General features: G+C 57.7%; 21 protein-coding genes. 13 read left to right on the top strand and 8 right to left on the bottom strand.

Going from position 1 to position 23,822, the window contains the following annotated elements:
* The first annotated feature begins 117 nt into the window (after positions 1-117).
* From RDK48_RS03420 to RDK48_RS03410, 3 genes are all read left to right on the top strand, one after another.
* Entirely contained in the window at positions 118-564 is a 447-nt protein-coding gene (locus RDK48_RS03420) for a MarR family winged helix-turn-helix transcriptional regulator (protein WP_298997838.1), read from the top strand.
* 97 nt (positions 565-661) lie between these two features.
* Positions 662-2,065 carry an L-serine ammonia-lyase gene (locus tag RDK48_RS03415; protein WP_298997841.1) on the top strand — a complete coding sequence of 468 codons (1,404 nt, stop codon included), beginning with the start codon at positions 662-664 and terminating at the stop codon, positions 2,063-2,065.
* Positions 2,066-2,667: 602 nt separating this feature from the next.
* Positions 2,668-2,955 (top strand): HdeA/HdeB family chaperone, encoded by a 288-nt coding sequence (locus tag RDK48_RS03410; RefSeq protein ID WP_298997844.1) that lies wholly within the window; start codon positions 2,668-2,670, stop codon positions 2,953-2,955.
* Between the two features lie 64 nt (positions 2,956-3,019).
* Here the strand turns inward: RDK48_RS03410 and mutY are convergent, their stop codons facing one another.
* Entirely contained in the window at positions 3,020-4,261 is a 1,242-nt protein-coding gene (gene mutY / locus RDK48_RS03405) for an A/G-specific adenine glycosylase (RefSeq protein ID WP_298997847.1), read from the bottom strand.
* Between the two features lie 114 nt (positions 4,262-4,375).
* Between mutY and RDK48_RS03400 the strand changes: the two genes are divergently transcribed.
* The 3 genes from RDK48_RS03400 (at position 4,376) to RDK48_RS03390 (ending at position 6,287) form a co-directional block, all read left to right on the top strand.
* Positions 4,376-4,885 carry a peptidylprolyl isomerase gene (locus RDK48_RS03400; RefSeq protein WP_022659070.1) on the top strand — a complete coding sequence of 170 codons (510 nt, stop codon included), beginning with the start codon at positions 4,376-4,378 and terminating at the stop codon, positions 4,883-4,885.
* 142 nt (positions 4,886-5,027) lie between these two features.
* On the top strand, positions 5,028-5,510 hold the full coding sequence (locus tag RDK48_RS03395) for a DinB family protein (RefSeq protein ID WP_298997849.1): 483 nt from the start codon (positions 5,028-5,030) through the stop codon (positions 5,508-5,510).
* A gap of 261 nt (positions 5,511-5,771) precedes the next feature.
* The gene (locus RDK48_RS03390; protein ID WP_298997851.1) at positions 5,772-6,287 is read left to right on the top strand and encodes a YceI family protein; all 516 of its coding nucleotides are present in this window, start codon (positions 5,772-5,774) and stop codon (positions 6,285-6,287) included.
* Between the two features lie 314 nt (positions 6,288-6,601).
* Here the strand turns inward: RDK48_RS03390 and RDK48_RS03385 are convergent, their stop codons facing one another.
* Positions 6,602-7,063: a nuclear transport factor 2 family protein gene (locus tag RDK48_RS03385; RefSeq protein WP_192113173.1), complete on the bottom strand. Its 462-nt coding sequence runs from the start codon at positions 7,061-7,063 to the stop codon at positions 6,602-6,604.
* Between the two features lie 170 nt (positions 7,064-7,233).
* Between RDK48_RS03385 and cysK the strand changes: the two genes are divergently transcribed.
* The 7 genes from cysK (at position 7,234) to lpdA (ending at position 15,893) form a co-directional block, all read left to right on the top strand.
* Positions 7,234-8,145: a cysteine synthase A gene (cysK, locus tag RDK48_RS03380; protein ID WP_298997853.1), complete on the top strand. Its 912-nt coding sequence runs from the start codon at positions 7,234-7,236 to the stop codon at positions 8,143-8,145.
* Between the two features lie 254 nt (positions 8,146-8,399).
* Positions 8,400-9,341: a chemotaxis protein gene (locus RDK48_RS03375; protein WP_298997855.1), complete on the top strand. Its 942-nt coding sequence runs from the start codon at positions 8,400-8,402 to the stop codon at positions 9,339-9,341.
* A gap of 206 nt (positions 9,342-9,547) precedes the next feature.
* On the top strand, positions 9,548-11,269 hold the full coding sequence (locus tag RDK48_RS03370) for a sigma-54-dependent Fis family transcriptional regulator (protein WP_298997858.1): 1,722 nt from the start codon (positions 9,548-9,550) through the stop codon (positions 11,267-11,269).
* 515 nt (positions 11,270-11,784) lie between these two features.
* Entirely contained in the window at positions 11,785-13,380 is a 1,596-nt protein-coding gene (locus RDK48_RS03365; protein WP_298997860.1) for a sodium:solute symporter, read from the top strand.
* A 108-nt stretch (positions 13,381-13,488) separates the two neighbouring features.
* Entirely contained in the window at positions 13,489-13,941 is a 453-nt protein-coding gene (locus RDK48_RS03360; protein ID WP_298997862.1) for an OsmC family protein, read from the top strand.
* 116 nt (positions 13,942-14,057) lie between these two features.
* Entirely contained in the window at positions 14,058-14,453 is a 396-nt protein-coding gene (gcvH, locus tag RDK48_RS03355) for a glycine cleavage system protein GcvH (RefSeq protein WP_298997864.1), read from the top strand.
* A 36-nt stretch (positions 14,454-14,489) separates the two neighbouring features.
* Positions 14,490-15,893, top strand: a complete 1,404-nt coding sequence (gene lpdA, locus RDK48_RS03350) for a dihydrolipoyl dehydrogenase (protein WP_298997866.1) — start codon at positions 14,490-14,492, stop codon at positions 15,891-15,893.
* A 229-nt stretch (positions 15,894-16,122) separates the two neighbouring features.
* Here lpdA and sdhE read toward each other — a convergent pair whose 3' ends face one another.
* The 6 genes from sdhE to RDK48_RS03320 all read right to left on the bottom strand — a co-directional run bounded on the left by sdhE (position 16,123) and on the right by RDK48_RS03320 (position 23,818).
* Positions 16,123-16,977 (bottom strand): 8-methylmenaquinol:fumarate reductase membrane anchor subunit, encoded by an 855-nt coding sequence (sdhE, locus tag RDK48_RS03345; RefSeq protein ID WP_298997869.1) that lies wholly within the window; start codon positions 16,975-16,977, stop codon positions 16,123-16,125.
* Between the two features lie 4 nt (positions 16,978-16,981).
* Positions 16,982-17,941 (bottom strand): succinate dehydrogenase/fumarate reductase iron-sulfur subunit, encoded by a 960-nt coding sequence (locus tag RDK48_RS03340; RefSeq protein WP_298997870.1) that lies wholly within the window; start codon positions 17,939-17,941, stop codon positions 16,982-16,984.
* Entirely contained in the window at positions 17,941-19,773 is a 1,833-nt protein-coding gene (sdhA, locus tag RDK48_RS03335) for an 8-methylmenaquinol:fumarate reductase flavoprotein subunit (RefSeq protein ID WP_298997873.1), read from the bottom strand. Before sdhA ends, RDK48_RS03340 begins: the two co-directional genes overlap by 1 nt.
* A gap of 347 nt (positions 19,774-20,120) precedes the next feature.
* Complete coding sequence (gene purN / locus RDK48_RS03330) at positions 20,121-20,795, bottom strand: phosphoribosylglycinamide formyltransferase (protein ID WP_298997875.1); 675 nt, start codon at positions 20,793-20,795, stop codon at positions 20,121-20,123.
* A gap of 3 nt (positions 20,796-20,798) precedes the next feature.
* Entirely contained in the window at positions 20,799-22,316 is a 1,518-nt protein-coding gene (cobA, locus tag RDK48_RS03325; protein ID WP_298997877.1) for a uroporphyrinogen-III C-methyltransferase, read from the bottom strand.
* Positions 22,316-23,818: a leucyl aminopeptidase gene (locus tag RDK48_RS03320; protein WP_298997879.1), complete on the bottom strand. Its 1,503-nt coding sequence runs from the start codon at positions 23,816-23,818 to the stop codon at positions 22,316-22,318. Before RDK48_RS03320 ends, cobA begins: the two co-directional genes overlap by 1 nt.
* Positions 23,819-23,822: the final 4 nt, after the last annotated feature.

The raw sequence follows: 23,822 nt of genomic DNA, 5'->3' as shown, positions 1-23,822 counted from the left end.
CCGCGCACTTGTCAAGGCAAGCCCCTCAAGCGTAGCCTTTTTTTGCGGCCTTGCCTGCCGCAATCCATTGGGAGTCGGCTTGCAGAGTCTGCTGACAACCAGCCACAGGAATATGTCATGGAACTTGTCTACAAATGGATCACGCTGGCAAACCGGCATTACTACATGTACCTCAACCGGGCGCTTGCGCCTTTTGGCATCAACAGCAGCCAGTATCTGTTCATTCTCAACCTGTGCCGCGACCCTGGCATCACTCAGGACAAACTGCCCGAACGTATCTGCGTGAACAAAAGCAATGTTGCCCGCACTCTGGCCCAGCTTGAAAAGAAAGGGCTTATCCGGCGGCAGGTTAATCCTGTGGACAAGCGGACGGCGGCGGTTTTTCCCACCGAGCGGGCGCGGGAGCTGTATCCCCAGATAATGGAAGTTATTGCAACATGGGACGATGCCGTGACCAGTGTGCTCAGCGCGCAGGAAAAGGAAAATCTGCTGGAATTCATGCAGCGCGTGGCGGACAAGGCTGCTGCATTGCGCGGGGCAAGCCCTGCTGCCCTCAGGAAGTAGGGCAGTTTTCGCTAAGCGCTTGTGTCTTGTGACCATTACGGGATATGTTGCGGCAAAGGCCATTGCGCCTTGACATGCGGTTTGCGGGAGGAGCGTCATGCTCAGCGTTTTTGATCTGTTCAAGATCGGCATAGGGCCGTCCAGTTCCCATACCATTGGCCCCATGATTGCGGGCAAGGCCTTTGCGGGCGAGCTTGCCGTTTTGGGCATGCTGCCTCTGGTAGGCCGGGTAAAGGTGGAGCTTTACGGTTCGCTGGCGCTTACCGGCGAGGGGCACGGCACCATTGGGGCCGTGCTGGCGGGGCTTGAGGGGGAGGAACCACAGGAGGTGGACATTGTCCATATGGCCCGCCGCACCGCGGATCTGCAAAACAATGCCGATCTGGTGCTCATGTGCGCCTACACCATCCCTTTTAATTTTGAGCGCGATGTATGCCAGCACAAGGGCATATTTCTACCCAAACATTCCAATGCGATGACGCTTTCGGCCTTCAGCGCCGACGGCGCGCTGATATACTCCAAAAATTTCTATTCCATCGGCGGCGGGTTTATCCGCACAGACGACGATTTTGACAGACCGCGCGAACTGTACGCCACGCCCCCCTATCCGTACGAAAAAGCTTCAGAGCTCTTTGACATCTGCTCCCGCGAAAACAAGACCATCGCGCAGATCGTTATGGCCAACGAAGTATTCTGGCGGTCTGAAAGCGAGGTCAACGAGCGCGTAACGGCCATCACAGACGTCATGCGCGAGGCCGTGGAGCGCGGCTGCTATACAGACGGCGTGCTGCCGGGCGGGTACAATGTGCGCCGCCGCGCGCCCAACCTGCTGCGCAAGGTCAGCGCCCTGCAAGCAGCCGGGCGGCGCGACCTCAGCCTGTGGCCCATGCTCTATGCCTTTGCCGTGGCGGAAGAAAACGCCTCCGGCGGTCGCATTGTGACCGCGCCCACCAATGGCGCGGCGGGTATTGTGCCGGCTGTGCTGCTGTATTATCTGAATTTTTACCCCCACGCGACGGATGACGGCGCGCGTGATTTTTTACTCACTGCCGGGGCCATTGGCCTGTTTTACAAGCTCAATGCGTCCATTTCCGGCGCGGAGGTAGGCTGCCAGGGCGAAGTTGGCGTGGCCTGCTCCATGGCTGCTGGCGCGTACTGTGCGGTTACGGGCGGCAACGTCAAACAGGTGGAAGTGGCGGCGGAAATCGGCATGGAACACAACCTCGGCCTTACCTGTGATCCTGTGGGGGGGCTGGTGCAGATTCCATGCATCGAACGCAATGGCGTGGCTGCGGAGCGCGCGGTCAACTGCGCCCAGTTGTCGCGGCTGGAAGACGGGCGGCAGCGGGTGATCTCGCTGGATGATATCATTGAGGTCATGTACCGCACCGGGCTTGATTTGCAGTCCCGCTACAAGGAAACCTCGCTCGGCGGGCTGGCCGAGGCCGTAGCCAAGGTTATGGAGCGCAAAAAGATGGCGGCGGGGGCATCCGGCAAATAGGTGTAAACGCACTTTTTTCCCTTTGGGAACGAGCTAAGAAAACGCGGCTGCAAAGCCGCGTTTTCTTATTGATGGGTAGAGTGAGTTGAAAATATGATCAGCATTTAAGCATTTGCCCGGCGGCAGCTGGAATGGAGAAGTAAAACAGGTTGGGCAAGGATTTTGTAATGCTGAATATTTTATATTTATGCGGCAATGTACATGGCTGTTCTGCGTGAATTATAAATTATCGCGTATGAGTTGTTTGCGTATATTATGAATTGTATTTTTATACTGCGAGAGCACTCAATTTTTATTATGTTTGTGGATGTATCTGAATTATTGGCAGTATATCGACAAAATATAAAAAATAAGGGAGTGTTTTTATACCGTGCGTAGCATTGAGGGCAATGTGGGTATATACCTTATGTGGTGTCTGGTTAAACCGGACGCTGCTCTGGCATATTATTGTCCATGCATAGCTTGAATATTATTGGATAAAAGGAATAATTCATCTTTTTGTCCAGATTTAAGACATTGCAGCAATGGATTTGATCATGCTTCAAAATGCTCTTTATGCTACCTGTTGTACGTCCTGAAACCTGTAACACTGGAAGTGCAAGATGAAAAAAGTATGTTTTGCAATCGTGCTGGCGGCCATGCTTGCCTTGCCCATGACTGCCTCGGCAAAGAGCGACAAGATAGATTTCGGCAAGCTGCCTTGCAGTTCGTTTGTGCAGTTGGACGCCCAGACCATGACCATGTTCTATTTTTGGCTTGATGGTTACGCCAGCGCCAAAACCGGCGACACGACCCTGGATGTCAACGCTGTGGAAAACAACCTGACCCAGATCATGAAGGTCTGCAAACAGAACCCCCAAAAGACCGTACTTTCGGTCATTGCCGACTAATAGCGCAAAGGGCGGGCCGTATGGCCCGCCCCTGTTTCTTGGAGAGAATACCTTCAGCGGTCTGCTATGGTTTTTTCAGGGGTAGGTCTGCCTGACGGGGGACAGCCGTATTTGCGGCAGCAGCGCTGTCTTTTCCAATAGAAAAAAGCTTGTCTGCCAGCTTGCGGTGTGCAGCGGGCATTGCCAGAGTGTCCAGCTCTTGTGGTGTGGCCCAGCGGGCCTCGGTGGCGGCAGAAAGTAGCGGCGGTTGTGGCGGGTCAACCGGTGCAGCCGCACTGTCAAACTCAAGGCCAAAGCAGTGCAGCGTCAGGCGGTAGGTGGTGTATCCGTGCCGGATAATGCCATACTGCGCCGCCACTCGCACGGCAAAGCCCGTTTCTTCCATAAATTCCCGCACGGTGGCCTGTTCGGGACTCTCATCCTGCTCAACCCGGCCGCCGGGAAATTCCCACAGATTGCCCCACACGCCCGAAGGCGGGCGCTTTTGCACAAAAAACTTGTTGCCGCAGCGTAAAACCCCGGTCACGGCGTTGACGGGCTTGATGGTGGCTCGCTTTCCGGGCACCGGGCGCTGGTCTGTGATCCCCAGATGCAGGCTGATGCAGAATTGGGCCAGCGGGCATTCTGCGCAGCGCGGTTTTTTGCCGCAAACAAGCGCCCCAAGCTCCATCATGGCCTGATTGTGCTCGCGCGATTTGCCCTCGGGCACCAGCCGCAAGGCCCAGCGGTGGATGATCCCCGCTGCCGGGTTCTGCTTGACGGGGCTGTCCACATCAAAAATGCGCGCAATGACGCGTTCCACATTGGCGTCCACGCACGGCAGTTTTTCACCAAAGGCAATGCTTGCCACCGCGCCTGCCGTGTAGGGGCCAACGCCGGGCAAACCACGGATGGCTTCAAGCTCTGAGGGAAAAACGCCGCCGTGTTCCGCCATGATTTTGCGGGCGGCGGTCAGGATGTGTCTGGCGCGCGAATAGTAGCCGAGGCCTTCCCATTGGCGCAGCACGTCTTCCTCGCTGGCGGCGGCGAGGCTGGCTATGTCGGGGAAGCGCTGCATCCAGCGGTTGAAATAGCTGACGCCCCGCTCCATCTGGGTTTGCTGGAGCATGACCTCTGAAATCCACACTTCGTAGGGCGTGTAGTTGACCCGCCACGGCAGGCGGCGCTGGTTTGCGGCAAACCAGTCGAGCAGGGCGTTTTGCAGTTCGCCAAGGTGATCCTGGGGCGGCAGATGCGTGCTGGCAGCGGCCTGTTCCGGCATGCCCGGCAGTGTTGCCGGTTGGGGCTTGGAAGTCTTGCGGTTCATGCTGCGAAGCCTATACCGGGAAACGGGCATTGTCATCCGCGCTTCCATACCCTATATTCGCGCCAATGGCGGGGCGAACGCCCGCTGTGCAGAATAACCATTCAAGGAGCACCCATGTCCGACAATCCTACGGTTTTGCTGGAGACTTCCTCCGGCGACATTCTTGTGGAGCTTTATGCCGACAAGGCCCCCCAAACCGTTGCCAATTTTTTGAAATATGTGGATGACGGCTTTTATGCCAACACCATTTTTCATCGCGTTATCCCCGGCTTCATGATCCAGGGCGGCGGCCTCGGCGCGCGCATGGACGAAAAGTCTACCCGCGAGCCTGTGACCAACGAAGCCGACAACGGCCTCAAAAACGAGCGCGGCACCCTGGCCATGGCCCGCACCCGCGATCCCCACAGCGCCACCGCCCAGTTCTTCATCAATCTGGTGGACAACGATTTTCTCAACCACAGCTCCCCCACCCCTGACGGCTGGGGTTACTGCGTTTTCGGCAAAGTGACCGAAGGCATGGAGAATGTGGACAAAATTGCCAAGGTTAAAACCAAGACTGTGGGCTTTCATGAAAATGTGCCCACCGACATGGTGCTGATCACCGGGGCAAGCCGCTTCGAATAAATGGCGCGGCAGGCTTTGCCTGCACCGCTGTCGCATGGAACCGCCGTATGCCCGCAATTGCGGCGCTGCGGCGGTTTTGTGTTTGAGCGGCCTTTTACGCACAGGCAAGCTGTGCGCCAAACCTGAAAGAAGAGGAAAAGCCATGTCCAGAGAAATTGTTGCCGCCCTTGAAGAACCTTATCAGCGCTCCTGGGCCCTGTTGGCCCAGTATATGGACACCTGCCCCGAAAACATCTGGGCCGAAACCAACGGCGGCTGGCCCGTGTGGCAGCAGGTGGCCCACGCCATTGCCGTGCTGAACTTCTTTATCCTTGAAAGTGACGACGAAACTTTTTTGCCCGCGCCTGCCGGTATTGGCGTGCTGATGCTCAAGGAGCAGGGCAAGGATGTTGTGAGCAAAGAAGCCATGCAGGCTTACGGCAAATCCGTAAAGGCCGCAGTGGACGCACGGCTGGCGGCGCTTTCCAATGCCGACCTGACCAAGGTGCAGGAGCGCGTGAGTAAAAAAATTGGCCGGGATCTCACCTATGCGGCCATGATTGCCATGCTGGCCTCGCACACCACCTACCATCTGGGTTCCTGTGATGCGGCTTTGCGGGATCATGGTTTGCCGGGCGTGTTTTAGGCTGCAACAGGTTTTGCTGTTGGCAGGGTGTTCTGCGGCAAGCTTTGGGTCTGCCGCAGAACACCCTGCACTGCCCGCGTATCACGAGCAAGGGCGGGCAGCGGCGCAATTTTTTTTGATAAATCATCTGGAACAGCTTGACTCGGCAGCGTAGAGCCTTAACTAAAATCCATAGCTTGAACGTATGTTTTTTCGGCAGGCGTTGCCGTTAAAAACAGCAATATAGATTTGAGCGCAACCTGCACTAAGCGGGAGGTTGTTATGGCTACCTGGAAGAACGATCCCGACCATTCGCACCTTGGTTTTGTGGTGCGGCATCTCATGATTACCGACATTAACGGCAGGTTTGCAGACGTTGCCATTGACCTTGAAACCGGCAACGATGATCTTTCTGACGCAGTCTTTACCATGACGGCCAAGGCTGTGAGTATTGACACGCATGTGCATGCGCGGGACGAGCACTTGCGCTCGCCGGATTTTTTTGATGTGGCGCAGCACCCCGAAGTTACCTTTCAGAGCACAGCTGTGCGCCTTGGGCCGGATCATACCGGAACCATAACAGGCCTGCTCGAAATGCGCGGCACCTCGAGAGAAGTGACGTTCAACATCACAGCCAGCGACCGTATCACCAACCCCATCAACAGCAAGGAAACGCAGTCTTTCAGCATCACTGGCGAGGTGAATCGCAGCGACTTTGGCATTGGCCCCAACATCCCGGCAGCCATTGTGGGCGACAGGGTGAAGGTGGCTGCCAACTTTGAAGTTTCGCCAGCCTAGGCATCTGAATATTGAGATGTTTTGCGGGGGTTCTTTGATTTGAGAGCCCCCGCGAAATATGACCAAGCATTGTTTGATCTGCCTGCTGTTTTGATGCCTGCATGACTGAAACGCTCACAATGATTACTTTTCGCCTCCGATCTTTCCCACCACGCGAAATCCGGCCCCGCCATACCCCGGGTTACGTTTAAAAGCCGCCCCTGTTAGCAGGCGCGGCTTTTTATTTCTTCTGCCCAGGATTCTTCCGCACAAAAAAGGCCGGGTGCAGATGCCCCGGCCTGATGGCCCCCATCGGGCTGATCGGTATTTTAACCTTACTGGATCTTGCAGTTGCCGTCGTTGCAGTCTTCGGTGGCAATCACAGGAGTGGCCTGGAACAGCACCACCTGCTCGCGCCCCTTGTTGGTGATGACCACCACGGTAATGCGCATGAGGCCCTCGGGCAGCGCAGGCGTGGCCTTGGCCTTGAGGTAGCCTGTGCCGGTGATGAGCTTGGCGTCGCTGATCAAGGCAGTGCGGGCATTGGTGAAGGTCAGGCGATCAATGACCAGTTCCTTGCTCTTGATGGTATTGATGAAGTGTTCCTTGTCCTCAATGTGCCCGTTGGCGTTGATATGCCAGTAGTTGGGGGCCAGCAGGGTTTCAAGGGCCGGGACGTCGCCTGTCATGACGGCTTCGGTATACAGCGCCACGGTGTCGGCCTTGGCGTGGGCAAGCCCGCCGGAAAGGGCAATAACAAGGGCTATGAACACAGTGGTTACTTGCAGAATCTTCATGGTATCCTCCCTGAAGGGGCTATTGGAGCGGCCAGACCGAAAATTGCCAATGTGCACGGATTCTTCTATGGTTATATGTAAAGAGTTAAGCAAAACTCTTCCATTGTAAAGCGAATATCTGCCATAGAGCCGGATTTCCTGGTATTTTTTACTGTGAGGCTTATGTTTTCATGTTAACCAGCATTTTACAAACCATTGGCAACACCCCCATGCTGCGGCTTGATCTTTCACGCGATCTGCCCGGCACTGTCTGGCTGAAGCTTGAAAATCGCAATCCCGGCGGTTCCATCAAGGATCGCGTGGCTTTTCACCTTGTTGGCGAAGCTCTGGAAGAGGGGCGTGTAGAGCCGGGTGGGGTGCTGGTGGAGGCCACAAGCGGCAATATGGGCATCGGCATGGCCCTGGTTGCCTCGGTGCGTGGCTTTCGCTGCATACTGACCATGCCCGAATCCATGAGCGTTGAGCGCCGCAACCTGTTGCGGGCGCTGGGCGCAGAGCTTGTGCTCACCCCGGCGGAACAGGGCATGAGCGGGGCTGTGGCCGCTGCGAAACTCATTGCTGATGAACAGGATGCCTTTGTACTCGGCCAGTTTACCAATCCGCAGGCTGTGGTGGCCCATTACAAGACCACCGGGCCGGAAATTTTCAAGGACAGCGTGGGAAAGATGGACGTGCTGGTTGCGGGCGTTGGCTCCGGCTCGACCATCACTGGCGTAGGGCGGTATCTCAAGGAGCGCATCCCCGGTTTCAGGGTAGTTGCCGTGGAGCCAGCCGCTTCGCCGGTGCTCTCGGGCGGCAAACCAGGGCCTCACCTCATTCAGGGTATTGGGGCTGATTTTGTGCCTGCCATCCTTGACCGCGCGCTTTTGGACGAGATTATCCAGATGGACGGCGAGGAAGCCATAAGAACCGCCCAGATGCTCATGGAGCACGGCATCATGGCGGGCATATCCACAGGCTCCAACGTGCGTGCGGCCCTTGACCTTGCGGCGCGGCCAGAAATGCAGGACAAGAATATCGTTACCTTTGCCTGCGACACGGGCGAACGCTACATGTCGACGCGGTTGTTTCAGGGAGTATAAACTGCTGGCAAGCTGTCTTTGCACCTAATGTATGACGGTATTTTCAATGCTAATGCACTCAGTTTGATATGTCCCCCGTTTTGTGCGAAACAGAAAAATATGAAAAAAACTGTCTTTTCGGCCTGCATGGCTAAATATTTGCACTTGGCAACCGATAAGAGAGTCAGCGTAAGCTTCGCTCACCGGCTGGCAGCAAACAAGTTCAGGTCTGCCGTCCGACATTAACGGGCTTCAGCCCAACGGAGAGCATTTCCATGGCGCAGACCAACATCCTGCTGGAAACCGGCACCAACGAGCTGGAAATTGTGGAATTTTTCGTCAACCAGGACGGTTACGAAGCCCACTACGGCCTTAACGTGGCCAAGGTGGTTGAAATTGGCCGTCGCCAGCCGGTGACTGCCATGCCGGAAATGCGCCATAAAGCGCTTTTGGGCGCGTTTCTGCACCGCAATGGCCGTGTGGTGCCGCTGATTGATATGGCCCAGTTTTTGGGCAGCGGCCCCATTGAAAACGAAGACGCCAAGGTTATCGTCACCGAATTCAACGGCGTATGTACGGGCTTTCTGGTGTCGGGGGTCAACCGCATCTATCGGCTGAGCTGGACGGATGTGGAAGCGCCGGGGCAGTTTTTGCAGAATGTGAGCCGCAGCTCGGTAACGGGCGTGGTGCGGCTGGAAGAGCGCGTGATCTTTTTGCTGGATCTTGAAGCCATTGTAGCCGAACTGCATCCGGCCATGGCCATGCGCTTTGACTCCTCAGACATGCGCCACAGCGGGGAAAAAATTTACAATATCCTGCACGTGGACGATTCAAGCAGTATCCGCAGCCTGCTGCTTGATCTGCTCAACAAGGAAGGCCGCTTCACGGTAACGCAGAAGGTCAACGGGCAGGAAGCCTGGGACTACCTGAAGGTGCTGCGCGACCGCTGCGAAGCCGAAGATCGCCCCATTTCCGATTTCATTCACGGCGTCATCACAGACATTGAAATGCCCGGCATGGACGGTCTGGCCCTGTGCAAGCACATCAAGGATGAAAGAGTCCTTAAAAAGTTGCCCGTGGCCATCTTCTCTTCCATGATCAATGAACCTCTCGCCAAGAAATGCGCTGTTGTGGGGGCTGACGTGCAATACACCAAGCCCGATCTCAAGGTGCTTTCCGTCAAGTTGTATGATCTGGTGACCGAAGCCTGGGGTTAAGGCAGTTTCCGCTTAAAATGCTCTGAAGGCCCTGACCGCACTGGTCAGGGCCTTTTTGTGCGCCCCCCTCAGCCCGCAGCCCCTTTCTTGCCCAGCCCTGAAACCTTCAGTATGCTACACAAAGGGTCTCGCAAATTTACTGCTGAAAAATCTGTAAAGCCCCATATCTGCTGGATCAGCGTCCACTTTTTTACCCTGAGATGCCTATGCCCGCCCTGCCGGAAGAAAAAATGCTTGTCGAACAGGTAATGCACGACAACCCGGAAACCCTGACCCCTGACCATAAGCTCAAGGACGCGCTCCCGGTGTACGAACGGCACGGCGTGAACTGCGTGCCCATTCTGGATGCGGAAAAGAGGGTCAAAGGCATTCTCACCATTTTTCGCCTGGTACAGGCCGTGCGCGCAGGGAAGTCCTTTGAAACGCCCATCAGCGAGGTCATGGACACCAACCTTGTCAGCATCCGTAACGATGACACCTTTGGTATGGCGTGCAGCATGCCCATCGACAGAATGCTTGTGCTGGATCATGAAGACAGGCTTGTGGGCGTTTTGACCAAGAAGGAACTGATCCACAAAATATACGTGGCCTTCAGAAATGCGGATATCCACAACCGCGAGTTGAGCGAGGTTATCAACTGCGCCACTGACGGCATCATGATTTTTGATGCCGAAGGAATCCCGCTGTTCAGTAACGACAAAATCCGCAGCTTGCTGCCAGATTGCGACAATATGGCAGCGCCCGCTTCTCCGGACATGGAGGTCGTGGGCGACCTGCTGAAAAAAGCGGTGGCCCACCGCAAGGCGCACAGTTCACTGCTTGAAGATCACAACGGCAAGCAGGTGGTGCTCACCATAACGCCCTTGTTTGATGAAAAGGAAAAGCTGTTTCGGTGCGTGCTTTCCGCGCAGGATATGACGGAAATCAACCACTTGCAGACAGAGGCGGAGAATACGCGGCGGCGGCTTGCGGCCTTTCAGGAGGCCTCGCACAAAGGCAAAAAGGTTATTGCGTGCAATCCCTCCATGCTGCGTTTGCTGCGCGAGGCTGAAAGGCTTGGCAGCGTGGATTCAACCGTGCTCATCACTGGTGAAACCGGCACGGGAAAAGAAGTGCTGGCCATGCATATCCACAGCCACAGCGGCCGCCGTAACGGGCCGCTTGTGCAGATCAATTGTGGCACCATTCCCCAGCACCTCCAGGAAGCGGAACTCTTTGGCTACGAAAAAGGCAGCTTTACCGGGGCCAATGCCAGCCGCGTGGGCATGCTTGAGGTCGCCAACGAGGGAACCCTCATGCTCGATGAGGTAGGCGAAATGGATATGTCCCTCCAGGTCAAGCTGCTGCGCGCCCTTCAGGAGGGTGTGATCTATCGCATCGGCGGGCGTAAGCCTGTCCACCTCAATGTGCGCATCATTGCCATGACAAACAGGGATCTGCTTAAAATGGTGCGGGAAAACACCTTTCGTGAAGACCTGTATTATCGTCTCAATGTGATTCCGCTTGCGGTGCCGCCCCTGCGTGAAAGGCCGGAAGACATCCTGCCGCTTGCACAGCATTTTCTTGCCAGTTTCAGCAAAAAGTATTCTACCCGGTGCATGATCGGGCCAGAAGAAGAGCAGATGCTCCTGGCCTATCCCTGGCCGGGCAATGTGCGCGAACTGGGGAATTTTGTGGAAAGGCTGACCATTGCCAGTTTTTCCGCCGGGCATTGTGCATCAGTGTGGGAGAGTATTGCTCCGGCTGGCAGGGCTGCAGTTGCCGGTGCTGGCAACATGCGTGACCAGATCAAGATGTTTGAACGCCAGTGCATCGAAAGCGGACTTGCCGCCACAAGCAGCATCCGCGCCGCCGCGCGCAAGCTGGGCATATCCCACCCCACGCTGTTGCGTAAAATGCGGGAGCACGGCCTTTCGGTTCAGGAATGAACCACTTGGCGTGGCCTTTTGCTGTATGACGTTATCAGCACGAGTTCCGGTGCCGTTTTCCTGTGAAAGGGCTACGTTCTGACGGTGGTTTAAAAATGAACCGCATGGTTTGATTTTGAACCATTGTTTCGACACAGGCCAGGGGTTGCCTTCAAAATTATTAACTCAATTAAAACAAATTGTTATATATTTCATTTGCTGAGCATTGTGCGCAGCGAGGCCCGCGAAGTATACGCGGGCTTTTTTATATCTATTTGATAATCAAGATAAAACTTTTTGGAACAAACATTGCTAAGACAGGCTCACAATAGAAAGGCTTTGGTGAAGTGATGCTGTACAAGCACAGTCACGAGAACGTTCAGTCGCAGTTGCCGCCACGGGCCCGGTCGGTGCGCGCCTGAGATAGAGAAAAGCAGGCTGCAGCGGTCAGCCGTACAGCCCATGCGCACGGGCTTTACCCTTGCCGTTCCGCCGCCAGACAGCGGCAAAATCATCCGTTATGATGAGGAGTTTATATGTCATCTTCGGCTTTTTGGATGTTCGGCCTTGCACTCGCGTATACGCTCCTGCTCATTGTCATGAGCCAGATAGCCAAGAAAAAGGCCAAGGCGGGCGAAGATTTTTTTGTGGGCGGGCGCAAGTTCAGCCGATGGACCGTGGCCTTTTGCATTACAGGCCTCTTTTCAGGCTCAACCTATATCGCAATCCTCGAACTTTCATATTTTACAGGTATTTCAGCAATTTGGTACGGCGTTGCGGAACTGACCCACGTGCTCATCATCGCACTGGTGTTGATCGGGCCGTTCCGCAAAAGAATGATGGTCACCATTTCTGGCCTCATTGGCGATAAATACGGACGCACGGCAAAGGGTATAGCCGGAGCCATCACGGCCATCACGTTTCCCATGTGGTCTGTGGCTACGGCGCTTGCTTTCGCCTCGTGCATCAACGCCCTCACAGGGCTGGACATGCTTGCCTCGGTCGTTATTACCGCGGCGCTTATGTATGTTTTTTTGAGTGCTGGCGGCATGTGGTCTGTGGCCATGACCCAGACTGCGAACTTTTTTGTGTTCATGGGCATGTTTGCGGTGGCCATTTATGCCATTGGTGTCAATCCGGGCTACGGCGCGCTGGCAACGTTTCTGGAGACAAACGCCAAGTACGGCAGCCTGACCAGCGTTGGCCTGCAAACCATTCTGGCCTGGTTTGGCACATTCCTGATCAACGTGCTGCTGGCGCAAGCCGCATTCCAGATGGCCCTGTCGTGCAAAACAGCGGACGAAGGGCGCAAGGGCCTGCTGATCGCTGGTGGATTCAACATCATCTTCATTGTCATGGGTGTTCTTGTGGGCGTTGCTGCGGCTATCACCATGCCCGGCAATGCGCGCGGCCTTGTGGCTGTCCCCAAATATCTTATGGAAACCCTGCCCGCCCCCATGGTTGGCATGTTCACGCTGGGCATCTGGGCCTGCGCCCTTGGCTGGGGCGCTCCGTGCCAGTTCTCCGGCGCAACCAGCCTTGGCAGAGATGTCGGCTCGGCCCTGTTCCCTGAAGCGTCAGACGCCAAGCTGGTGCATTTTACCCGCATATCACTGCTGGCGCTGACGGCGCTCATGATTCTGTTTGGCTATCTGCGTTCTGAACAGGCCGCGTGGTGGAACATCTTCGCCTGGACGGCCCGCAACGGTGCAACCTTTGCTCCCATGGTCGCAGCCCTGTTCTGGGGCGTTGCCACGCCCCGTGCCGCTGTCACCGCCCTTGTGGCTGGTTGCGGCGCTGGCCTTGTGTGGAACTGGATGGGCGGTTGGGCCGTCAACAGCTTCTATCTCAAGATACATCCCGTGTGGGTGGCCATGGCCGCCAATATTATTGGTATGACAGTAGTTTCTCTGGCTGAACGCGGCTGGAGCGTCATCACGCCGCAGGGCGGAGCCGCCATGCTGCGCAATGCGGCGCTGTTGGTAGCTCTGGCCTTGCTTGTCTGCCTGGTTTCGGCTGGCGGGTGGCTCTATGCCACAGGCCTTTGGGGCATGACGGCTTTTCTGCTTGTTCTTCTTGTCTGGATTGCCCTCATTGTCAGTACGGAACGTCAACAAGCATCTGCCCGCTAGAGCGGTCGTTACAAAAATTTGCGCTGCCAAATGCCCGCACGGCGAACATGCATAGATGCTTAGGCGCCAGCATGCATTTAAAGCGATAATATCTTAAAGGGGTTTACCATGCCTATGATTAACGTTGAATGGAAAGGGAACATGCTGTTTGAAGGAAGGGATTCCGATAACCGCCCTGTGATTATGGATGCCTCTGCCATATATGGCGGCAATAACGAAGGCGTACGCCCCATGGAGCTGCTGCTTATTTCTTTGGCGGGCTGCACGGGCATTGAAGTGGGCCATGCCCTCAACAAAATGCGTGTTCCCTTCACAGAATTCAAAATCTCTGCCGATGCTGTGCGCCGCGAAGAAATTCCGCAGATATTTACGGAAATCAATGTGGAATACACAGTCAGCGGCGAAGGCGTCACCCTGGAAAAATTTGTGCGCGCATTTGAGCTTGGAGCCGTCAAATATTGCTCCGTAGCCAATATGCTCAAGGTGGCGAGCCGCATCAACTACAGCTTTGTGGTCAACGGCGAACACCACGCCTACCCTCTGCCGACCGCATCGGCCTAGTTGAGGCGGAACAGCGGAACTGCCGACGCTTTTTGCCATTGCGACAGGCAGTTCCCCACCACATCGATGGGGCCGGGAAGTTCGCGAACTTCCCGGCCCCGTGTACAGGAGACAGTATGCCTCAGTATAACTTGCCAGAAGATCTGTTTTATACCCCGGAGCATATCTGGGTGCGGCAAGAGGGAGATGAACTGGTGCTGGGCATTACGGACTTTGCCCAAAGCCAGCTTGAAGAAGTTGTCTATGCGGACGTGCCCAACGTTGGCGCGCAGCTGGAAGCCGAAAAAGAATTCGGCTCGCTGGAATCCATGAAGACCGTCAGCGCCTTGTTTGCGCCGATTACCGGAACCGTCATTGCGGTCAACGGCGATCTGGAAGATTCCCCTGCTCTGATAAACCAGGATTGCTACGGCAAAGGCTGGATCGCGCGCGTACGGCCCGAAGCTCCGGCAGGTTTGCATGCTCTGCTGCGCGCAGCGCAGTACGGCCAGTTGCTGCCGCAAAACAGTTAGCTTTCGGTGCCTTAAAATATGCGCGAGGATGATCGAATGAAAAAACTGACCATCATCGGCAGCGGCCCTGCCGGATATACGGCGGCCTTTGCAGCGGCCCGCGCCGGTCATGACGTAACGCTTGTGGAAAGCGAAGCCATTGGCGGCACATGCCTCAATTCCGGCTGCATTCCCACCAAGACGTTCAAAAGTTCCGCAGATATTCTGGACAAGTTCCGACACATGAGCGAATTCGCCGTTACGGGCTCATCACAGGCAGCCATTGATATGGCCCTCCTTCTGGAGCGCAAAAACCGTGTTATCCGGCTGCTGGCTCAGGGGCTGGAAAAATCCTGCGCACACCTGAATGTGGCTGTGGCCAGGGGCAGGGGCCGCCTTGTCAGCGCCAAAGAGGTGCTGGTGACGGCAAAGGATGGAGGCACACAGCGGATTGACGGTGATGCCGTCATTCTTGCGGTTGGCTCAAGGCCCCTGGAACTACCCGCCTTGCCCACAGACAAGCGCCACATCCTGACCAGCGACGACGTTCTGAATCTGGATCGTGTTCCCGCAAGTATCTGCATTGTGGGGGGTGGCGTGATAGGCTGCGAGATGGCCTGCATTTTCAGGGCATTTGGCGCTGAGGTTACGGTAGTTGAAGGGCAGAACCGTCTGTTGCCCTTGCCTGCGGTTGATGAAGAAATCAGCAAGCTGCTGCACCGCGAACTGAAAAAAGCGGGAATAAAGGTCGAAACGGGCGTCACTGTCAGCCGGGCCGAAGTGGGCGACGGTGTAGTGCGCCTGCATACAGAAGCCGCCAGCGGTGAGCGCTCATCCGTGCCGCCTCCGCTTGAGGTGGAAAGCGTGTTTGTCACTGTTGGGCGCGTGCCGGATACGGAGGGACTGGGGCTGGAGACGGCAGGCGTGGCATGTGACGCGCGCGGCTGGGTGCAGACCGATGCCTTTCTTGAAACGTCCGTGCCAGGCGTATACGCCATTGGCGACATTCTTGGCCCGGGAAAAATCATGCTGGCCCATATGGCCGCCGCAGAGGCGGAATGCGTGGTCGAAAACCTGGGGCAGCAGGCAACGCCGTGTGATTATTCCCTTGTGCCCTCGGCTATTTTCACAACGCCGGAGATCGGCTGCGTGGGGCTTTCTGAAGCGCAGGCGCTGGCAAAAGGGCGCAATGTGTGTTGCGTCCGACTGCATGTGCGCGAGCTGGGCAAGGCGCACGCCATGGGCGAAATCGCCGGGATGTTCAAACTGGTCATTGATGCGGAAAGCCAGGCAATCCTGGGAGCGCATATTTGCGGCCCGCATGCCACAGACCTCATAGCCGAGGCGGCGCTGGCAATCCATATGGGGGCAAGTGTCGAGGATGTGGCCAGCACCATTCACGCGCACCCCACCCTTGCGGAAGGTTTTGGCGATCTGTGCCGCATCGCCAGACTGGCGTAAGGCCTGTCCTGCGCCGGAGCGCATGCGCACTGCGATGTCCGTTGCTGCGCATGCGCCATCTTTTTGAGCAGTCAGACTACGAAATAGTTGCCAGCTTGCGAGTAAGCTGACCTTCAAGTGTTAATCTGCCTCAGCAATGCGCAACCCCCTCTCGGGTAGGGACACGAGAGGGGGCGCGCATGGGGCGGCCAGGGGTAGGGGCCGCCTTTTGTCACTATTTCAGGGCTGTTTAGCCCATCTTGGTGGCGTCAATCACGTTGTAGTCAAGGCCCAGTTCCTTGCCGGGAATACCCAGGGCAAGGCCCACCAGCTGCGAAAGGTGCAGCACGGGCACACGGGCTTTCGACTTGGCTATATCCTGCGCTGCTTCCTGATAAATGTCGAGCTGCATTTGGCAGAGCGGGCAGGGGGTTACAATGCAGGCCGCGCCGGAAGTTGCCGCGCTGTCCACAATCTGGCTGGTCATGCGCATGACGGATTTTTCCGCCGGATACACGGCGTGGAAGCCGCAGCAGTCCAGCCGCTTGGCAAAGGGAACCGTCTGACCGCCAAGGGCGGCAACCACGGTTTCAAAGCTCGAAGGATTCACCGAGCTTTCAAAGCCAAGGGCGGATTCGGGCCGCAGGCTGTGACAGCCATAAAAGGCGGCCACTTTAAGACCCGCAAGCGGCTTGGTCACCTTGGCCTTGAGGGTCTGGGCGTTTTGCGCCAGCACCCAGAGCAGGCTGGTGACTTCGCTGGTGCCGTTATAGGTCATGTTGCCCTTGGCAAGAAAGGTGTTGATGCGGTCCTTCTTGCCGCCGTCAAGCTCTGCCTTGGCGCGACGCAGCATGAGCAGGCAGGTGCTGCACGAGGTCAGCACGGGCAGGCCCATCTTTTCGCCCAGGGCGATGTTGCGGGCGTTGGCAACCAGGGTCGCCACTGGGTCAACATCCTGAGCCTGGGAAGCGCCGCAGCAGCTCCAGCCGGGGATTTCCTTGAGTTTGATGCCGAGCTTCGGGGCCACGGCCTCAAGAGCCATCTTGGATTCCTTGGCGGCCTGAGTCAGCACGCAGCCGGGAAAAAAGGCGAATTCGGTCTGCATACGGCTACTCCTTCTCTGCGGCATGGGCCGCCTGAATCATCTTCACCAGGGCATCATGCCCTTCAATGGTTTCGCCGCCAAAGGCCTCAAGCGGATTCATCTTGCCCTGGCGCAGCAGGGTCACAGCCATGCCCGCGCGGGCAATGGTGCTGATGCCTTCGGTGCGCAGGGCAAGGCGCACTTCGTTGAGGCGGCCAGAATCGTCCACCAGATCGGTGTAGAACGACTTGGCGTGGGCCGGGCCAACGCCGTCGGTCATGCCCTTGGCCATAACCAGGGCACGCAGACCTGCAATGTCATCGGCAGCGCTGATGCCCTTGGGGCAGCGGTTGGCGCATTCCTGACAATGCACGCAGTTCCACAGGCCGCCCGCCACGGCGGGCTTGCCGTGCAGCAGGGGATCCTTGGAGCGTGAATCGTTGGCCACGCGCCATGCGTGGGTGAAGACAAAGGGTTCCATGTAGTCGCTGCGGTCGGCGCTGAGTTTGTTGCACTCAGAGGCGCACGCGCCGCAGAGGATGCAGTCCCACTGCTTGATGATGCGGTCGAATTCCTTCTGGTTCTGGCGGCAGCCTTCCTTCATGGAGAATTCGGACTTTGCCACCATGCCCGGATGCACCCTGCGCAGGTTTTCCATGGCGGGTTCCCAGTCCACCACAAGGTCGGAAATAACCGTGAAGTTCGCCAGAGGCGAAATGTGGAGAGTTTCTGAACCGTAGGTTTTGGCAAGGTCGTCCATCTTGGTGTCGCAGGCCAGAATCGCATGCCCGTTAACGCGCACGGCGCATGCTCCACAGATGGCGCAGCGGCAGGAGGCCGTGAAGTTCAGCGTGGGATCCTGGGTCTGTTTGATGAACAGCAGGGTGTTGAGCACGGTCTTGCCCTCTACGTCCGCCGGATCAAGTTTGTAGCTCTGCTCAAAACTGTTTTTGCCGTCAAAGCGGTCAATGATGATAGTGGGCATTAGTACTTCCGCTCCTCGGGCTTGAATTTGGTGATCTCCACTTCTTTCCAGCCCATGCGCATTTTGCCGCTGTCGTCCATGGTGACCATGCTGTGCTTGAGGAAGTTGGCATCGTCACGCTTGGGGAAGTCCTCGCGGGTGTGCGCGCCGCGCGATTCCTTGCGCTCTGAGGCGGCAAGGCAGGCGGCCTGGGCCAGTTGCAGCATGTTGCCCAGCTCCACATATTCGGTGAACACCGTATTGTAGACGGGGTTGGCGTTGGGGACGCGCAGGGCGTCGTAGCGCGAACGCAGGTCGGCCAGGGTGCTGCTCAGGGAGTCAAGCTTGGACTGGGTGCGGAAAATACCCATGTTGTCCCAGAGCTGTGCGCCCATTTCTTCGCGGATGGAGTACATCTGTTTGGCATCGCCGCCGTTGGTGGTGTTGCGGAAGCGATCCTGCCAGCGGGCGGTCAGGTCGGTGAGGCGTTTGCCCGCGCCAAAATCGGCATGGCTGGCAAAGGCCGCCGCGCCGTTACCGGCGATTTTGCCCGTTACCACCGCATCGGCCAGCGAATTGCCGCCAAGGCGGTTTGCGCCGTGGATGGACACGCACGAAGCTTCACCAGCGGCAAACAGGCCGGGCACAACCGTGGCCATGTCGTCAAAGGTGTTCACGTCAATGCCGCCCATGGAGTAGTGGGCCGTGGGGCGGATGACCATGGGCTTGTCCACAAGGTCGATATTTTCAAAAAGCTTGCCCACGTGGCGGATCTGCGGCAGATCGTGCACGATCTTATCCTTGCCGAGGTGCCTCAGGTCAAGCAGCACATAGGCTTCCAGGCCCTGACCGTAGCCGCGCCCTTCGCGGATTTCCGTCTCAATGGCGCGGGCCACGATGTCGCGGGGTCCAAGTTCCATCTTGGCGGGGGCGTAGGTCTTCATGAAGCGCTCGCCCTTGTTGTTGAGCAGATAGCCGCCTTCACCGCGCGCCGCTTCGGTAATCAGCACGCCGCCGTGCACCACGCCCGTGGGGTGGAACTGCACCATTTCGGCATCCTTGAAGGGAATGCCCGCGCGCAGGGCAGCTGCAACGCCGTCGCCTGTGGCAATGTAGGGGGTGGAAGTGCGGTTCCAGAAAATGCGGGTATAGCCGCCGGTGGCAAGCACCACGGCCTTGGCGCGCACAGGGGCGATTTCGCCGGTGCGGATGTTGCGCAGCACGGCGCCTTCGCAGCGGCCATTGTCCACGGCCACATCAAGCAGCTCGTGATCCATGAGGAATTTGACGCCGTGGCTCAGGGCATCGTCCAGGCAGGTGTGGGCAACGATGTGGCCGGTTTTGTCGGCGGAGTAGTTGCAACGTACCTTGGATGCGCCGCCAAAGGGGCGGGCCTTGACCTTGCCTTCAGCCGTGCGCGAGAAGGGCATGCCCAGATAATCCAGTTCAAGGATGGCGGGGCCTGCCTGCTCGCAGAATTTGAGCGTGGATTCCTGGTCAACCAGATAGTCGCCGCCCTTCACGGTATCAAAGCAGTGCAGCTCGTAGGAGTCGCCCTTGCTGAAATCGGTGACGCCGTTGATGCCGCCTTCGGCCATACAGGTGGCGCTACGCGAAGGCATGCACTTGCTGACCACAACCACGTTGAGTTTGGGATTTTTTTGCAGGGCTGCCACGGCGGCTCGCAGGCCAGCGCCACCTGATCCGATGATCAAGATGTCGCAGGTGGCCAGGGGGCCGACACCAGCGGCTGCGGCAAGAGCTTTTTCAATGCCGCTCATGTTCACCGTCAGCGCGCTGATGGTGATGCAGGCCGATTGCAGAAATTTTCTGCGGGTAAACTGCTGCGTCATAAGGGTTTCCTCAAAAGTAGGTGATTTTGCCATTATTTCAAGCTATTGCGCGAGAAATTGCTTGTGGCCGAAAGAGTGGCAAAAAACTGATTGATTGAGCAAAGAATAAAATATGCTCTGTTGATATTAGAAAAATAGCACATCAAATTGCGCCTGAGCAACGCGGATTCTAGATTTGTAAGTTTTGAAACTTTTGTAAGTAATGAAATCAGCCGAGGGCGACAGGTGGCAAGGCGGGCGACAGCGGAACATTCAGCACCGCCGGTTTTGAAAACTGTCAAAAAAAGGAGACCCTTTGTTAAAGGGCCTCCTCATCATTTCGTTAAAGGACCTACCGTTGGCAGCAATTAAAATCCCTGCTCCAGCGGCGGCCACACCAGCCAGTCGCCATCGTGCTGCGCGCGGGGGCTATTGCCGGGCTTGAGGTGCACCTGCCGCCCCTGCACATCTATGCGCCCCTGCGCCAGCCACTGGATTGCCTGGGGATAGATGCGGTGCTCCATTACATGGATGCGGTTCATGAGGTCGTCCTCGCTTTCGCCAGCGTTGACCGGCACAACGGCCTGAATCAGCACTGGGCCGCTGTCCACCTTTTCTTCCACAAAATGCACGGTGCAGCCGGAAACCTTGACGCCATAGTTGACGGCATCGGCACCACCGTGCACACCGGGAAAGCTGGGCAGCAGCGCCGGGTGGATATTGATGACCTTTCCGGCAAAGGCCTCAAGGAACACAGGGGTCAGCAGACGCATATAGCCCGCCAGCACCACAAGCTCAGCCCCGGCTTCACGCAGGGCCTCAACCATGCGGGCGTCAAAGCTCTCGCGATCGGGGAAGCTTTTGTGATCCAGTACAAGGCAGGGGATGCCCGCCTTTTCCGCACGGCTCACAACTCCCGCACCGGGGCGGTTACAAACGATCAGGGCAATGTTCACGTCAAGCACGCCCTGGGCGGCCTTGTCGATCATGGCCTGAGCGTTTGTGCCGCTGCCGGAGGCCAGTATGGCGATATTCAGGGGCATGTTTTATCTCGCAAAGTACGTTTTCAGGGCGTCCACCAGTGCCGGGATGGTGTAATCCATGGGCATGATGTTGCAGGTAAGGCCATTTTTTTGCAGCGTTTCTGCCGTTACCGGCCCGATGGCGGCCAGCTTCACTTCCGGGTGCGTCTTGAGGATTGCAGCCGGGATAAGGGAGAGGAAGTTCTCCACTGTGGAGGAGGAGCCGAAGGTCACGCAGTTCAGGGTGCCAGCGTTGATGCGTTCGAGGACTTCATCCCTTTTGTGCGCTGCGGGTACGGTTTCGTAGGCGGAAATAACGTCCACCACTGCTCCTGCCTTGCGCAGTTCTTCGGGCAGCACTTCGCGGGCCTTGGCGGCGCGGGGCAGCAAAAAGCGCATGCCAGCCACGTTGCCGTTTTCAAGGGCCATCAGGCCTTCAAGCACACCCTCGGCCATGTAGCGCTCGGGAATGAAATCGGGGATGATGCCGCGTTCGGTCAGAGCGTCGGCGGTGGCGGGGCCGATGGCGGCCACCTTGCAGTTGCCGAGGGCGCGGCTGTCCTTGCCCGTTTTTGCCAGCCGCAGCCAGAAGTGCTTTACGCCGTTGACCGAGGTAAAGATAACCCAGCCGTAGCTGGCAAGATTGTCCAGAGCCGCGTCAAGTTCCGCATAATCGGCAAGAGGGCTGATTTCAATGGTAGGGCACTGGATGACCTCGGCCCCCAGCGCCGTAAGGCTCTGGGCGAGACCGCTGGCCTGCTCGCGCGCGCGGGTTACAACAACGCTGCGGCCAAAAAGCGGCTTTTTCTCAAACCAGCCAAGGGTGTCGCGCAAGGTGGCAACCTTGCCCACAAGAATGACCGAAGGATTGGTGAATTTGGCTTCAACCGCCGCCTGGGGCAGACGGGCCAGGGTATCCACAAGGCTGCGCTGATAGGGCGTTGTGCCGCGATAGATAAGCGCCGCCGGGGTGTGCGGATCCATCCCTGCTTCAAGCAGATTGCGGGCGATGTCGGGCAGGTTTTTCATGCCCATCACAAAGACCAGAGTGGAGGCGCTGGCGGCAAGGGCCTTCCAGTTGTGCACGGAGCCGGGCTTGTCCGGATTTTCGTGCCCGGTGATGATGGTCACGGAAGAGGCAAAATCCCTGTGGGTCACGGGAATGCCCGCATAGGCGGGGGCGGCGATGGTGCTGCTGATGCCGGGCACCTCTTCAAAGGGAATGCCCGCAGCCGCCAGTTCTTCGCCTTCTTCGCCGCCGCGACCGAAGATGTAGGGGTCGCCGCCTTTCAGGCGGGCCACAACGTTGCCTTCCTTGGCCTTGCTGACCAGGAGGGCGTTGATCTGATCCTGCGGCAGGGCGTGGTTGCCCGCCACCTTGCCCACATAGATTTTTTCCGCATCGGGGCGGGCGTAAGAAAGCAGGCTGTCGTTTGCCAGGGCGTCGTATACCACCACATCGGCGGCGGCCAGGGCGTCACGCCCCTTGATGGTCAGCAGTCCCGGATCACCGGGTCCGGCTCCGATGAGAAATACCTTCATTATACGCCTCCCCTGGCGAGATCGAGCAGCGTACGCGCGCCAAAGGCCGTGGGCCCTACCGGAGCAATGGGCGTGGCCTTGGCGGCCCAGTCTACCCCGGCAATGTCCAGATGGGCCCAGCGCACGCCCTCTTGAATAAAGTGTTGCAAAAAGAGCGCGGCGTTGATGGCCCCGCCTTCACGCGGGCCCATGTGGCAAATATCGGCCACTTCACTTTTGAGCGATTCAGCATAGGGCTTCCACAGCGGCAGGGGCCAGTACTCTTCGCCGCAAGCGCCGCCTGCCGCGCGGATGCGCTCGGCAAGGTCGGCATCATCGCTGAACAGGCCCGCAAGCTGGGTTCCCAGCGCAACGGCGCAGGCCCCGGTGAGGGTGGCAATATCAACCACAGCAGCCGGAACCCATGTTTTCTGGGCGTAGGCCAGTGCATCGCACAGGGCAAGGCGGCCTTCCGCATCGGTATTCTGAATTTCAACGGTGTCGCCATTGGCGGCGCGCACCACATCGCCGGGGCGCATGGCGCGGCCACCGGGCATGTTTTCGGCGCAGGCCAGCAAGCCCACCACACGGCGGGGTGCGTCCTCCTGCGCAAGGGCCGCCACCGTGGCCAGCACCGTTGCGGCACCGGTCATGTCGGCCTTCATCTGGTGCATGTTGGCGGCGGGCTTGAGGCTGATGCCGCCCGTATCAAAGGTGATGCCCTTGCCCACAAGCACGAGGGGCTTGTCCTGTTCATGTCCGGCAGGAGCGTGCTCCAGCACGATGAGGCGGGGCGGACGGCCCGACCCCTGGCCCACGGCCATGAGGCAGCCCATGCCTTCCTTTTCCAGATCGGTTTCGTCCAGCACGGTGCAGGCAAAGCCTTTTTCGCGCGCCAGTTCCTGCGCTTTCTGGGCCAGCATTTCAGGGTAGAGCAAATTGGGCGGCGTGGTGGCAAGGTCGCGCGCAAGGCTCACGGCCCAGGCGGCGTTTTCGCCCCTGCGGGCGGCGGCATGGGCGGCGTCCGGCACTTCTTGGCCGTCAAAGGCCACGGCCAGCCACTGCGGGTCGGCGGCTTCGTCCGTATCGGCCTTTTTAAGGGCCGTAAAGCGGTACAGGGCAAGCTGGGCGGCGCATACGCATTCTTCCACCAGCCGTTCACGGCCTCCGGGCAGTTTTGCCAGAGCCGGTTCGGGCAGCACTATGGACGTGTAGCCCTGCTTGCGGCACAGTTGCACTGCGGCGGCAATGGCCTTGCGGATGTCGGCGGTGGAGACCTTTTCCCTCGGGCCAAGGCCCACGGCCAGCACACGGGGAACGGAAAGGTCGGGATGTCCGTGCAGCAGGGCCAGTTCGCCCGTCTTGCCCTTGAAGTCACGCAGGGCAGGGGCTATGACCAGCCAGGGAGCAACCTTGTCCAGCTCAGGAATCTGCTCAAGCAGAGTTTCATCCTGGCAGACGGGGGCCAGCAGAACGTCCCCCTTCCATTGTTCCGGTCCGAGATTCTGAAAGCGTATATCCATAGAG

Origin of the sequence: uncultured Desulfovibrio sp. (assembly GCF_902477725.1) — a bacterium.
GTDB lineage: Bacteria > Desulfobacterota > Desulfovibrionia > Desulfovibrionales > Desulfovibrionaceae > Desulfovibrio.
This window is presented reverse-complemented; position numbering and strand designations above follow the sequence as displayed.